Genomic DNA, 14182 nt, shown 5'->3' with positions numbered 1-14182 from the left:
GGACGGCCCGGGCCCCGGACGGCCCGGGCCCCGGCCTTCGCCGTCAGGCTCTCGCGAGCAGCGACTCCCAGGCGGCCGCCGCGTCCGGATGGCGAGCCGTCAGCACGGCGCCGATGGTGGTGGGAGTCGCCTTCGTGGCCCACTCTCCGTCGCAGCCGATGAGGCCGGCCACCGCGTCGCAGGTCGCCGGGTGCGCGGCCAGCAGCCTGGCACCCGACGGCCCCGGACCGGCCGTGTCCTCGGGGCGCGCCCACTCCCCGGCGCAGCCCAGCAGCTCCGCCACCGCGTCGCAGGCCCCCGGGTGCGCCGTCAGCAGAGCGGCACCCCGGCGGCCGGGCTCCTCGGCCTCCGTCCGGCGGGCCGCGGGGAGGGCCGGAGCCGCCCGCCACGGCGGCACCCACGCGTCCAGCTCCACGAGCCGGCCCGGGAAGATCCGCCCCGCCTCGCGGATCAGCAGCGGGGCCAGCTCCCCCGCACCGGACCGCAAGGTCGTGATCAGCAGCGGCAGCCACGGCAGCAGCACCGCGTCCGGCAGCCGCCCGAACGCGTTCGACACCGCCTCCACGACCACGTCCGCGAGCCCCGGCACGGGCTCCAGCGCGTGCACGAAGCCGCTGAGATAGCGCGGGTAGGCGGGCACCACCAGCGGGTTGTCCAGCAGCGCGTCGCACCGGGCCCGCAGCTCGGCCCGCGACAAGGTGCCGAGCTGCACCCGCGCCGCCCACAGCAGGGCCGTCTTCGACGGATCGTCGGGGTGCGACTGGGCGACCGCCAGGTCCAGCTGCGCACGGTCGCAGCCCAGCGACAGCGCGAGGCTCTCCATGCTGAACAGGAAGCCGAGCATCGCCGCGACCTGCCCGACCGTCGCCTCCTCGTCCTGGAACGCCGTCGGCAGCAGCGTGCAGTAGTGCGCGTATCCGGTCTTGACGAACGCCTCGACCCACGAAGGCAGGACCGGCTCGCTGGTCCGGTAGTACGCCAGCAGCGCCCGCACCCGGCGCAGCACCTCCGGCGCGCCGTCGACGCTGCGTTCGGTGGCGAGCACCTTCAGCGCGTGGGTGCCGAGTTCGTCGGCGAGACGCCGGCTGCGCAGGTACAGCGTCGCGTCCTCGACCGCGGCCAGCACGGTCGCCGTCGTCGCCTGCGGCCCGTACGCGTCGCGCCGCAACCGCTGCTCCAGGACCTGCTCGATACTGACGCCCTCGTAGCCGAGCTCGATCAGAGCCCGCTGGTGGGTGCCGATCGCCAGGTCCCACGACTCCTGGATCGAACGCTCACCGAGCCGCCGCTCACCCATGATCGGCCGTGCCGCCCCGTGCGGCAGCAGCCGCCGCAGCATCCACAGCACGTCGGAACACGCCTGGAGCTCCGGCCGGGAGACCATGTCGAGCAGCGCCCGCTGCACGCCGCGCTGCTGGAGCTTCAGCCCGAGCGGCTCCAGCCGGTCGTGCACGTCCCGGGCGAGTGGCGGCAGCGCCTCGTAGCCGACCTGGCCGATCCGGTCGCCGCCCATCATGATCTCGACGAGGCGCCGCACGTCCCGCCGTCCGGGAACGGCGTCCTTCTCGATGCAGGTGACCGCCGCGTCCTGGAAGTCGTACGGCGTCGGCTTGGCCCGGTCCCGCATGCCGGCGAGCAGGATCGACGTCTCGAAGACCGCGATGGCGTCGGCGGTGGAGGCGAGGTAGCCGTTGCGCCGGGCCGCGCGCACGATGTCCACGGACCAGCTGAGGAGTTCGGCCTCGTCCAGCCCGTCGAGCACGGGCGGTCGGCGCAGGAAGCCGGAAAGCCGGTCCGCGGCGTCGTCGGACTCCGGCGGCGAGGCGGTGGCGCTCTTCCGGGGAGGCTGCTTCGCCGGAGCCTTCTTCGCGGAGGCCTTCCTCGCCGAGGACTTCGCACCGGCCTGACCCGCCAGCCGGTAGGGCTGCACCCGCGTGCGCTTGAGGCTCTTCGCCCACTCCGTCGAGGCGATCGACACGGACCCCGCGGCGAGGCCGAACTGCGCCTCGATCGCGGCGTGGCTGGAGGGGATCAGCCCGTACTGCCAGGCCGTCGCGGAGCGCGGGGAGATCGTGAACGTGTCGGTGCCGCCCAAACCGAACTCCGCGACCCGGCTGGCCGCGTGGAAGGCCCCGCAGACGTACAGGCAGTCCGCCGGATCGGTCCCGGTCGCGCTCAGGTGCTCGCGCATCCGGGTCCACATGTACCGTTCGCGGTCCTCGTCCACGCGGACCCTGGCGCCGTCGCCGGGGGCGAGCCGCCGGAACAGGCTGCCGATGAGGAACATGACCTGGCGGTAGGTGTCGTGGTCGGCAGCGTGGTCGCCGGCGCTGTCGCCGAGCGGCACCTCGACATACTGGTGCCACCACTCGGACCAGTGCCGCACCTTGCCGTGCCGCAGCAGGTGCTCCTCCAACTCGGCGAAGCGCGGCCGCAGGTCGCCGATCTCGACACCGACGGCCTCTCCGTGCAGCCCGGGCTCGGTCCCGGTCTCGGCCGCGGGGACGGCGCCCTCCGCCGCGGCTTCCCCGGCCTGCTCGCCTCTGCTGTCCCACTGGAAGACGTGGTCCGAGGAGCGGTCGACCAGGACCAGCTCCACACCCGGCGTGTCCAGCGCGTACGCGATGGCCTGGTACTCGGCGGACGCCTCGGTGATCGGCGCGACGACCGACAGCGGCGCCCACTCGGCGGGAAAGCCGTCGACGTCGCCGGCGAAGGCCTGTACCGCAACCGGCAGCCGGCAGTTGCGCAGCTCGGTCAGGAGCGGCGCCATGTCCTCGCACAGCTCCAGGTACACGACCTTGGGCTGCTTCTCGCGCAGCCGCCGGGCCATCGCGGTCGCCGAGGCGGGGGAGTGGTGACAGACGGGGAAGATCTCCAGCGGCTCGCGCACCGCGCGGTCGACGTCGTCGACCAGGCCGAGGAGGATGCCCTCCAAGGCGTCGGGTCCGCCGGCGAACGTGGCGGCCGCCTCCTGGAGTTGCCCACGGAGCGCGGCGAACGGCGTGCTCTCCTGCGGCGTACTCACGACAGCGTGGCGATCGCGTCGCGGCCGCCCTCCAGGAACTCGGACCATGAGCCGCCCTCCTCCCTGCTGCGCGGCTCGACGACACCGTGCAGGTACTTGTTGAGGATGGCCAGGTCCTCCGGCTCGCGGCGGGTGAGGGAGCCGACGAGCGAGGAGGCGAGGGTGCGCGCGGTCAGGGCGCGCTCACCGAAGAAGTTGCTGTGCAGGACGGCGTCCTCCAGCACGCCGATCTGCTCGGCCGTCGACAGCGCGGACTCCAGCTTCTCGTCGTCGCTGCCGGCCGCCGCGGCGGACGCGCGCAGGTCGGCGAAGCTCTGCAGGAGCACGTCGAGCAGGTTCGGCGGCACGTCGAGGTCGATCGCGTGCCGGCGCAGCAGTTCCTCGGTGCGGAAACGGACGATCTCCGTCTCGCTCTTCCTGTTCGTCACCACCGGAATGCGGACGAAGTTGAAACGGCGCTTGAGCGCGGAGGACAGGTCGTTGACACCCCGGTCGCGGCTGTTGGCCGTGGCGATGATCGAGAAGCCGGGCTTGGCGAAGACGATGTTGTCGTCCCCGGCACCGCTCTCCAGTTCGGGCACGGAGATGTACTTCTCGGAGAGGATGGAGATCAGCGCGTCCTGCACGTCACTCGTGGAGCGGGTCAGCTCCTCGAAACGGCCGATGGATCCGGCCTCCATCGCCGTCATGATCGGTGAGGGGATCATCGACTCCCGCGACTGCCCCCTGGCGATGACCATGGAGACGTTCCACGAGTACTTGATGTGGTCCTCGGTCGTGCCGGCCGTGCCCTGCACCACCAGCGTGGAGTTGCGGCTGATCGCGGCGGACAGCAGCTCGGCCAGCCAGCTCTTGCCGGTACCCGGGTCCCCGATGAGCAGCAGACCGCGGTCGGAGGCGAGGGTGACGATGGACCGCTCGACGAAGCTGCGGTCGCCGAACCACTTCTGCGAGACCTCGCGGTCCAGGCCGTCGGAGCGCTCGGAGCCGAGAATGAACAGACGGACCATCTTCGGCGACAGCCGCCAGGAGAACGGCTTGGGACTGTCGTCGATCGACTCCAGCCAGTCGAGCTCCTCGGCATACTTGATCTCGGCGGGCGCGCGCAGCAGGTCGGACATGAGGGGAAAGCCTTTCCGTACGGTGATCACGACGACATGAAGGGCATGAAGGGCGTGTGCGGTAATCAGGCGATCAGGTGAGAAACGTCTTGAGTTCGTGCACGAGCTTCTTGATGTGACCGGAGATCACCGGTGTGCCGAGGTCCTTGAACCGCTCCCGGAACCACGGGTTGACGCTGCCGCGCCCGGAGCTGGTCACCGAGCCGACCGGGATGAACTTCGCGCCCGACCGGTGAATGGCGGCCATGCTGTCGAACAGCTCCTGGTGGCGCCACTCGTAGAAGTCGGAGATCCACACCACGACGGTGTTGCGCGGTTCGGAGATCTTCGGCTGGGCGAGGGTCATGGCGACCGTGCCGTCGGTGCCGCCCCCGAGCTTGGTGCGCAGCAGCGTCTCGAACGGGTCGTGCGCCCAGGGCGTGAGGTCCAACGCCTGCGTGTCGTAGGCGATCAGGTGGACGTCCACCTTCGGCAGTCCGGCGAATATGGAGGCCAGGATGGTGCAGTTGACCATCGAGTCGACCATGGAACCCGACTGGTCCACGACCACGACGAGCCGCTGGGGTGTCGTCTTGCGGCTGGTGTGCCGGTAGTAGAGGCGGTCGACGTAGAGCCGTTCCTCCTCCGGGCTCCAGTTGGTGAGGTTCTTCCAGATGGTCCGGTCGATGTCGAGGTTGCGGAAGACGCGTTTGGGCGGCACGGACCGGTCGAGCTCGCCGACCGTGGACTTCTCCACCTGGGTGCGCAGCACCTCGGTGACCTCGTCGACGTAACGGCGGATGAGCGCCTTGGCGTTGGCCAGGGCCACGCCGGAGAGGTTGTTCTTGTCCCGCAGCAACTGCTCGATCAGGGACATGCTCGGCGTCAGCCGGGAGGCCAGGGCGGGGTCGGCCAGTACCTCGCGCAGCTGCATGCGCTTGACGAGACCGGCCTCGATGGAGCCCAGCTCCGGCCCGATCGCGGGGATGAGGCGGCTGAGGTCGGGCGTGTGCCCGCCGCCCCCGGTACCGGTCGGGCTGACGCCGCCACCGGCCCCCGCCGGCTTGGTGCCGCTGCCTTGTCCGCCCCGCCCGCCGCGCAGGTCGCCGGGCCGGCAGCCGAGGGCACGCTCGAACCACTCGGCGTCGGACTGCCAGCGCGCCAGCTGCTCGGCGGTGACGTTGCCGGGTCGGGAGGCGAAGACGTTCAGCAGCACCTTCGACGCGAGCGCCGCGCGCCGCACCTCGGCGGCCCGGTCCCGTGCGCCGTCCTCCTCCGGCTCGGGTGCCATCAACCCGTCCAACTCGGCGGCCAGTTCCGGATGGCGCTGCACGACGGAGCCGACGGACGCGTCGGGGTCGAGGAGCGCGGGAGGCAGACCGATGTCCTCGACGACGGCGAGGCTCGCCGACTCCAGGGTCGCCTGCTCCTCGGGGTCGAAGAGCCGGGCCAGCAGCCGCCAGTAGAGAACCTGCCGCCGGTTGTCGTGCGGGTCGGGAGCGGGGACCTCCCCGCTGGTGGGCCGGGTCATTTCCGCAACAGCTTCCCGGCGCGCTCGCGCAGCACCGTGACGGCGTCGGTGGCGGCCTTCTCGGCCCGGACCCCGGCCTTGTCGGTCGTGCCCCCGGCCCAGGCCCCGGCATGCACGGCGACGGTCTTCTTCCGCACGGTCCGCTCGACGGCGAGCGGCTGGAGCAGGAACCGCCCGCCGTTCCAGCGCAGCAGCCCGAGGCAAGCGGTGGACGAGGCGACGACCTCCGGGGTGAGCGGCCCGGCGGCCGGCACGCGGCCCGCGTCGACGCCCAGACGGCCCCCGGCGACCTCCAGCACGACTCCGTCGGCCCCGTCCGCCACGCCGTACCCCTCCACCAGGACGGGCACCGCGATCCGGGCCGGATGCCGGTCCAGCGGCGACACGTCGAACGGGGCGGCGGTGGGCAGGGCCACCCGGGCGGTGACGAAGGCATCGGCGGGCTCACCCGCACGAGCACGCGCGTCGTCCCACACCAGATCACCCTCGGCGGTGACCGGCATCGCGTCGAGGTCCATGGAGCGCCCCTCGCTCACGGCGGCGAGCAGGGACATGTGCGGCCGCAGCAGCTGCCACAGACCGGCCCCGACGACCGTGTCGGGCTTCGGCGCGGACACCGAGGCCCGCACCAGCCGCGGCGTACCGCCGTCCGCAGGCTCGAACACCGCGTGCACCTGCGCCTGTACGGCGGTGGCGTGCTCCTGGACGTCGACACCGAGCGGCAGCAGCCGCCCGGACGCCTCGCCCACGGCGGGCGCGGAGGCGGCCCCGGGCAGCGTCAGCAACAGGGCACGCGCCCACAGGTCGGCCCAGCGACGCACCGGAACCTGCTCCAGCGTCGCCCCGGGGCAGCAGGCGGCAAGCTCGGCGGCGAACCCGTCGAGCAGCGTGGCCGGCCGGCGCAGCGCCGGGTCGGGCAGCATCGCGGAGACGACGGGCGCTGCCCCGCCGACGAGTTCGTGATCGATGCCCCGCCAGCCGGCCCGCGCCAGATCGCACAGCCAACTGCGCGCGGCGACCAGCAGATTCACCGCATGCTCACCGCCCGGCACCGAACCGGCGGAGGCATCGACCACTCCCGGCCGATCGAGGGACTCAGCCACCCTGGCGATCAGCGCGTCGTGCACTGACCCGAGCAGAGCGGTACGGGCGGCGGCGAGCGCGACGAAGTGCCCCTCGTCGCCGGCCCCGGCGGCCGTCTTGTCAGCGGCCTCGGCGACCCGCGAGGCCAGCGGCGTCCCGGCGGCGGCGTCGGCGATCCCGGCCAGCCCCGCGGCCTGCGCGGGCCGCGGACGGAGCAGCCCGCCCACGAGAGCCTCGTCGAAACCGTCCACGGCCGCGAGGGCCTCGTCGAGCCCCTCGACGTCATCGGAGAGCAGATCGACACGCATCAGGCAGCCACCGCCCCGATCGTCGGGAGGCCGGCCGTCGGGAACCACTGCATCTCGGGCAACGGGCCAGTGGTGGCCGGAAGTTCGAGATAGGAAAGATGCCGCAGGAACCGGCTGAACACCTGGGCCGCCGCGGAAGTGTCGTCCGACCCGGGCCGAGTGGACGTCATGGCGGAGGTGAGCGAGTGCGCGTCGGGTTCCCCGTCGCCGGCCTCGACCTTCAGGTAGCGGCCCACGCGCTCGGCCCCGTACTGCAGCACGGCCTCGCCGACGAGCGCGCGTATGTGGTTGCAGAACGAGCCGCGCGCCCCGCCGCAGGGACGGTTGTTGTTGGTGCTGCACGCGTACGCGTACGACCCCGACGCGACCGAGGACACGTACACGCGCCCGATGTCCGACCCACTGGACACCACCCCCTGCAACCGCCCGTCGGCCAGCTCGACGAACGGCACCTTGGCAAGCTTCCGCGGCCGCGCGGCCGGCACCACCCGCGCCGTGCTCGACTTCTCCCAGACGGACAACGCACCATCTCCCATGCATGCGAAAGGGGATGTTCACGCCACCTCGGCGGAACGAGATCGAATCTATCGGCGACCACTGACAACGCCCCGGACACAGCCGCGACCTTGACGTCGGTCCGGAACCGGTCGCTACTTGTGCAGTGGACGTTGGGCGGCTGTCCATGTCCGTGTCAGCGGTGAGCGGACAGGATGGCGCGTGTTCGTCCCCGGTCCTCGATCCAGGCGGTGCAGATGAAGAAGAGACTGTGCGGTGCGGGTGCCGTCCTCGGCGTCCTGGTCACGGTGGGCGCACTGCCGGCACAGGCATCGTCCCCGGCGCCGCGACCGAAGCCGCACACCCTGCCCCTGGGCCCCTCGAACCTGCCCGAGACCCGCACCACCACGACCCTCCAGCCGGGCGTCACCCTCACCCGCATCGTGCGCGGGAACGCCGACGACCCGGCACTCCACTGGACGGTCGAGGTCTCCGTCCCCGGCGGCGACACCTCGCCGGACCCCGACGCGCCGCCCACCGCCCTGAAAGACAGGGCGAGCGCCGACGAACTGGCCGCCGAGCTGGAACGGGACGGCTTCCAGGCCCGCGTGGAACAGGTGACGACGCCGAGGACGGCCGACTACGCGGGCGGCACCCTCGGTTGGCGAGTCCGCATCGGGACGTATGACTCACAGGCCGCCGCGACGTCCGAACGCGCACGCCTGAGAGCGGCGGGCACACTGGATCCGCCGTGTACACCGGCTGGGACGGCGAGACCACGGACCGCGGCCCATGGCACGTCGACGTGCTCACCATCGACCCGCGCGGATTCCGCGGCAGCCTCGACGCGTCCTACGGCCCGGACCTGGAGAACCGCGAGACGACCAGCGCACTGGCGGCGCCGGCCGACGCGACCGCCGCGGTCAACGCCGGCTTCTTCGTCCTCGACCCCAAGGCGGGCGCACCGGGCGACCCGGCAGGCGTGGGCGTGTACGACGGACGCCTGCTCAGCGAACCGGTGGCCGGACGTCCCGGCCTGGTCATCCACGACAACGGCCGGCGAACGCAGGTCACGCGTCTCACCTGGCGAGGCCGGGTCACCGGTCGCGACTCCACCCTCCGCCTGAACGGCGTCAACCGCGTCCCGGGCCTGATCCGGAACTGCGGCGGCACCAAGGGCGACGCGCCCACCTCGCTGCCCCTGCACGACGTCACCTGCACCAACCCCGACGACCTGGTCACCTTCACACCGGACTACGGCCGGCACACGCCCCGAGGCGAAGGCCTGGAGGCCGTACTGGACGCTCACGACCGGGTCGTGGAGCTGCGCTCACCACGAGGCGGAACGCTCCCGCCGGGCGGCAGCTCCATCCAGGCGACCGGCGACCGCGTCGCCGACCTGACCGCCCTCGCACACGCCGGCCACCGCCTCCGCGTCAGCACCACCCTGCTCGACGAACGCGGCCACCGCGTCTCACCCTCCCCCCGGACCGACATCCTCAACGCCGGCCCCGAATTGGTCCGCGACGGCCGGCTCCACATCACCCCCGCCACCGACGGCATGGTCCACCCCAGCGACCCGAGCTGGTACTACGGCTGGGTCCACAAGCGCAATCCGCGCACGCTGGCCGGAGTGGACGCCGCCGGCCGCACCGTCCTCGTCACCGCCGACGGCCGCAGCACGGACTCCCTCGGGCTCAGCATCGGAGAGAGCGCCGAGGTCGCCAAGTCACTGGGCCTGCGCGACGCGGTCAACCTCGACGGCGGCGGCTCGACGACGATGGTCGCGCACGGCGACGTGATCAACGACCCCTCGGACGCGGCAGGCGAACGCGCCGTCGGCGAGGCCCTGTTGGTCCTGCCCCGCAGCCCCAGAACCGACTCCTAGCTTCCGCACGCAGTCCCCCTACGCACACAGCGCGACGAACAGCAACCCACCCAGGGAGCCGCCGTGTTCGCGAACGTGCCAACCGCCCCGTCCCCCCTCAGAGCCAGGTTCCTCCTGGTCCTGGCCGTCCTCCTGGCCACCCTCGCGCCGACCGCCCCGGCACTGGCCGCGGGGCAGCCGGGCATCACCCGCCCCGGCGCCGCCGAAGTCGTCGCCGTCACCCAGGTCGCGGACCGGCAGATCGACCTGTCGGTCCGGTCGCGGGCGCTGGGCGGCCGCACGGTCGAGGTCCGCCTCCTGACCCCGGACGGCTGGAACCCGCACGACCGACGCAGCCGGCACTGGCCCACCCTCTGGCTGCTGCACGGCTGCTGCGGCGACTACACCTCCTGGACCGCGATGACCGACGTGGCGGAGACCGACAGCCTGCGCGACGTGCTGGTCGTCATGCCGGAGGCCGGCTGGAACGGCTGGTACAGCGACTGGTGGAATCACGGCGAGGGCGGCGACCCGGCGTGGGAGACCTTCCACACGGAGGAGTTGCGCCGCCTCCTGGAACGCGACTGGGGCGCCGGCCGCGACCGCGTGGTGGCCGGCCTGTCGATGGGCGGCCAGGGTGCCCTCCTCTACGCCGCCCGCCACCCCGGCATGTTCAAGGCGACGGCCTCCTACTCCGGCTCGGCCCACCCCCTCCTCGACGACGAGTCGGTGGCCCGCATCATGGGCTTCTTCGCCGGCCAGAACAACGACCCCCTCCGCGTCTGGGGCGACCCCGTCGCGCAACGCCGGATCTGGCAGGCCCACGACCCCTTCCACCTCGCGAAGCGGCTCAGGTCGATCCCGGTGTACCTGTCCTGCGGTGACGGGACGACGGGGCCGCTGGACGCGCCGGGCGGCGTGAGCGCGCTGGAAGCCGACTTCAACCGGCAGAACCACGCCTTGGCCGCCGAGCTGAGGCGCGTCGGCGCGAAGCAGGTGACCACCCACTTCTACGGTCCCGGCACTCACGCCTGGCCGTACTGGGAACGCGAACTGCACGCGTCCCTGCCGATGCTGCTCGGTGCGCTCCGCGTGCACGACTGAGGCGCGGGGCGCGGGCGGCGGACATGCCGGTGCGACGGGGCCCGACCGGATGCCGGTCCCCGTCGCACGGTGTTCGCCGGTTCAGCTGTAGGGGATGACCAGCACGGACTTGTCCGTGCCCGTCTGGAGCCTGGAGGTGCCGTTGCCGATGGCGCTCCACACCTCGAGTCGTACGGTGCCGTTCTTGAGATCGGCCGGTGTGCCCGTGGACGCCTTCAGACCGCGCGCCTGGGTGTACTCCTCCCATCCGGTGACCGGGTCGGTCGCGAAGTAGTGGTACGTCTCGGTCCGATCGATGCTGCCGTCACCGGTGAAGTCGTAGCTGACCCGGGCCTGCTGGCCGAGCCCGACCGTGCTGCCCGCGTCCACCTGGAGCCGGAAGGCGGTTCGCGCCCCCGGGGTGAGGGTGCCGTCGACGTCGCGTACCTCGTAGACGAGGGGCTGGTACGGGGTGCCGTCGTGATTGGCGCCGCCGCCGGAGGCGATCGTGTCACTGCCCGCCGTGCCGCCGGTCGCCGTGGTCAGGGCGCCACCGCTGCGCAGCTGGAAGGTGTTGCCGGTCGGCGGCTCCGGGTCGGGGTCGGGGTCCGTCGAACCCGACCCGGTGCCGGTCGCCGTGGAACGGGCCGGTACGGAGAGGGTCTTGCCGTCGGAGAAGGTGACCGTGCGGGCCGTCGCTCCGTGGTTGTGGGCCGCGTAGGTCCGGGTCGTTCCCTTGGTGAAGACGGCGGAGGTGGGGATGTCACCGGTCACGGTGGCGTCCGGGGCGCCGAGGGCGTCGAAGGTGTTGATCCAGTGGTAGGTGTGCGCCTTGGACTCTCCCTGCTCCGGGGTGTAGCCCGCGTGGCCCGCATCCCATTTGGCCTTGGCCGCAGCCGGGTCGGCGAAGGACTGGAACTCCCAGAGGATGTCGCGCCATTCGACGGCCGGTCCGCCGTTCTCCCGTTCCATCTCGGCGATGTTGCGCCGGATCGCGGCCTTCTCGCCGCCGAGGTGGAGCGATCCGCCGGTCACGGGCAGGACGTTGATGCCGTGGATCTCCTCGGGGTTGGCGGTCCACCACGTGGCGTAGGCGCCGCCGCTGCCCCACACCATGCCGACCGTGTCGTGACCGAAGGAGGACGGGAAGACCTGCTCGTCGGCGTCGAACCAGTACTGGGCGATCGACTCCGACTCGGTGGTCAGCAGGAAGGTGCCGAGGTCACGCAGCGAGGTGTCGCCGGTGGCGGAGCCCCACAGGATCAGGGCGGCGCTGAGGTTGGTGGACTCGGAGGAGGACTCCTGGTTGTTGCCGGCGGCGAAGCCCTGGTGGCCGGAGGCCCAGCTGTGGCCCGCGTAGACGTCGAAGCCGCGCAGGAAGGGGAAGGCGGCGTCGGTGCGGCTGGGGTTGGCGGTGTCCCGCACGAGGGTCTTGACCATGCCGCCCCACGCGGAGTCGGCGGCCCACGCCTGGTCGTACTGGGCGACGATCGCCGCCGCGTAGACGTAGTAGCCGTAGTGGAAGTGGTGGTCGTTGAGTTCGGCGTCGCTGCCGTAGGAGGCGGGATAGCCGGTGAGGGTCTTCCAGTCCTTGTCGTAGCTGAACTCGTTCGCGCCCCCCGCCGTGAACCAGTCCTGGAGCCTGCCCTTCATCAGGCTGAGAAGCCGGTCGCGGACGGCGGTCTCGCCGATCTGGTCGGCCACCGGGACGAGCTGGGCGAGCCGGCCGAGCGCCTTGCCGGTCCAGTAGGTGTCGGTCGCTCCGGAGAAGGGGTCGGCGGCGTTCACGACCTCGTTCAGGTACCCGCGCAGTCGGGCGGTGTCCACGCCGTTCGACTCGGGCAGCGCGGGCAGCACCGCCGAGGCCTTCTGGCTCGTCGTGAAGGAGGCCGACTCGCGGACCTTCATCGTGCCGCGCGGCGAGACGTAGGTGTAGGAGGTGAGGGGGTCCGTGGTATGCAGCCACTGGTGACGGTAGAGGGCCTGGAGGGTGCCGCGCTCGGTGCCCTCCTTCGCCTCGGTGGTGAGCGTGTAGGTGGCCTTGACGGTGCCCCCGGAGTAGTCCCAGGCCACCTTGGAGCCGGTGACGAAGCTGTAGGCGTACTTCTTGAACGTCGCCAGCGCGCCGGTGGAGGGCAGCACGGCGACGGAGAAGTAGTCCTTGGAACCGAGACCCGCCGTGACGGTGGACCCGGCGACGTTCCAGTCACTGCCGGTCGGCGCGAAGAGGGCGTAGTGGTGCCCGGCGACGGTGATGCCGAGGACGTTGCCCTGGTCGGCGAAGACGGTGGGCGCGCCGGCGGTGGTGATCTGGGCGTTGCCGCCGGAGCCCTTGGCGTACACGAACGGCGAGCCGTGTCCGATGGTGGTGCGCAGGGTGCGGGCGCCGTCGGACCAGTAGGGGGTGACCGTCCAGTCGGACCAGTCGTCGGCCTTGGTGTCGGGGGAGTTGAGGCCGGTCAGTCCGATGGTGAGGTCGCGCTTGTGCGCGTACTCGTACTGGCGGCCGTCACCGACGATCGCGGGGGTCGTCGGATAGCCGACGTCGAGCCCGCCGGCCGTGGCCTGGTAGGTGAGGGGGTGCCCGTACATGGGGGTCGAGTACGGGTTGTCGCCGTAGCGCTGGAAGGCGAGGGAGGACCACCAGTCGTTGGTGGGCACGGGCCGGTCCTTGACGGCCGCGGTCACCTTGGGCGTGACCGGAGTTCCCGTGTTGGTGGTGGGACCCGACGTTCCGGGGGGCCGGGTGTCGGAGTAACTGCCGGAGCCTACGGGGACGGTGGCGGCGGCCGCCGGCGCGGCGGCCGGGCCGAGACCGACGACGGCCAGGGCCGAGGCCAGCAGCAGAACGGTTGCCGGTCTGGTGCGTGGGGCTGGCATGCGTCACCTCAAGTCGTGACAGGGGGAGTCTCTGAGAGCGCTCTCAGATGGCCGGAACGTAAAGCCCGTGTAATGCACTGTCAATGGATTGAACACAGGAGGCATATGCCGCGCCTTCTTCCGTCAGGTCTTCGCGTCTCGCCGGAGACCGGTGGCGCCCGTCAGGGGGTGAGGACCAGCGCATTACGTTAATGCGTACGATGTGCAAGTGCGTGAAAGTGACTACAGCATCAGGACAGCCACCCCCGCCGACCTCGCCCCGGCTCGAGCCGTCATGCTCGACACCGTCTACCGCGACTTCGGCACCGGGTACGTCCCCCGCTGGCACGGCGACATCATCGACCTGGCCGGGGCCTACGTGTCCCCCGAGCGGCACACCCTCCTCGTCGCCGTCGACGCGGCCGGCGAGGTCGTCGCCACCGGTGCTCTCGACTCCCGTGGTCCCGCGCACCCGCCGAATCCTCGCCACGTCGCCGAGCGCTACCCCTCCGGCGTGACCGCGCAGCTGCGCCGGGTGTACGTCCGGCCCGGGCACCGTCGGCGCGGTCTCGCCCGGCGGCTCGTCGACGAGCTGCTCGCCTTCGCCGCCGCCGACGGCGGTTACCGGGCCGTGTATCTGCACACCGACCCGGCCGTCACCGGTGCCGAGCCGTTCTGGCGGTCGCTCGCGAAGGTCGTGCACGACGAGCGGGAGGATGCGGGGGGCGGGCAGGGGATCGTGCACTTCGACGTGCCGATGGTGTGAGGGGGCGGCAGTCGATGGAAATGATTGTCATGTAGTCTCCGATCCGTTGCGCCTTCGCCCCG

8 protein-coding genes and 1 pseudogene are annotated in these 14182 nt (G+C 71.8%); 3 read left to right on the top strand and 6 right to left on the bottom strand.

The window, feature by feature from the left end; all coding sequences use genetic code 11:
* Positions 1 to 43: 43 nt before the first annotated feature.
* From RI578_RS05775 to RI578_RS05755, 5 genes are all read right to left on the bottom strand, one after another.
* Entirely contained in the window at positions 44 to 3076 is a 3033-nt protein-coding gene (locus RI578_RS05775) for a DUF5682 family protein (RefSeq protein ID WP_310870054.1), read from the bottom strand.
* Positions 3025 to 4149 carry an AAA family ATPase gene (locus RI578_RS05770; RefSeq protein WP_310870053.1) on the bottom strand — a complete coding sequence of 375 codons (1125 nt, stop codon included), beginning with the start codon at positions 4147 to 4149 and terminating at the stop codon, positions 3025 to 3027. The genes RI578_RS05775 and RI578_RS05770 overlap by 52 nt, the downstream gene beginning before the upstream one ends.
* Positions 4150 to 4222: 73 nt before the next feature.
* Complete coding sequence (locus RI578_RS05765; protein WP_310870052.1) at positions 4223 to 5659, bottom strand: VWA domain-containing protein; 1437 nt, start codon at positions 5657 to 5659, stop codon at positions 4223 to 4225.
* Entirely contained in the window at positions 5656 to 7050 is a 1395-nt protein-coding gene (locus RI578_RS05760; RefSeq protein ID WP_310870051.1) for a hypothetical protein, read from the bottom strand. The genes RI578_RS05765 and RI578_RS05760 overlap by 4 nt, the downstream gene beginning before the upstream one ends.
* Positions 7050 to 7571, bottom strand: a complete 522-nt coding sequence (locus RI578_RS05755; protein WP_310870050.1) for a hypothetical protein — start codon at positions 7569 to 7571, stop codon at positions 7050 to 7052. Before RI578_RS05755 ends, RI578_RS05760 begins: the two co-directional genes overlap by 1 nt.
* Positions 7572 to 7802: 231 nt before the next feature.
* Between RI578_RS05755 and RI578_RS05750 the strand changes: the two are divergent.
* Positions 7803 to 9433, top strand: a pseudogene (locus tag RI578_RS05750) (phosphodiester glycosidase family protein).
* A 63-nt stretch (positions 9434 to 9496) separates the two neighbouring features.
* Positions 9497 to 10516, top strand: coding sequence for an alpha/beta hydrolase family protein (locus RI578_RS05745; protein WP_310870049.1), 1020 nt, complete (start codon positions 9497 to 9499; stop codon positions 10514 to 10516).
* 81 nt (positions 10517 to 10597) lie between these two features.
* On the opposite strand, the gene RI578_RS05740 is transcribed toward RI578_RS05745, so the two are convergent.
* A complete protein-coding gene (locus tag RI578_RS05740; protein WP_310870048.1) occupies positions 10598 to 13375 on the bottom strand; it encodes a glycosyl hydrolase in 2778 nt (925 codons plus the stop codon).
* Positions 13376 to 13583: 208 nt separating this feature from the next.
* Between RI578_RS05740 and RI578_RS05735 the strand changes: the two genes are divergently transcribed.
* A complete protein-coding gene (locus RI578_RS05735) occupies positions 13584 to 14120 on the top strand; it encodes a GNAT family N-acetyltransferase (RefSeq protein ID WP_310870047.1) in 537 nt (178 codons plus the stop codon).
* Positions 14121 to 14182 lie beyond the last annotated feature (62 nt).

It is taken from the genome of Streptomyces sp. BB1-1-1 (assembly GCF_031597775.1).
GTDB classification, from domain to species: domain Bacteria; phylum Actinomycetota; class Actinomycetes; order Streptomycetales; family Streptomycetaceae; genus Streptomyces; species Streptomyces thinghirensis.
The sequence above is the reverse complement of the archived record's forward strand: the minus strand, read 5'-3'. Positions and strand labels throughout refer to the sequence as shown.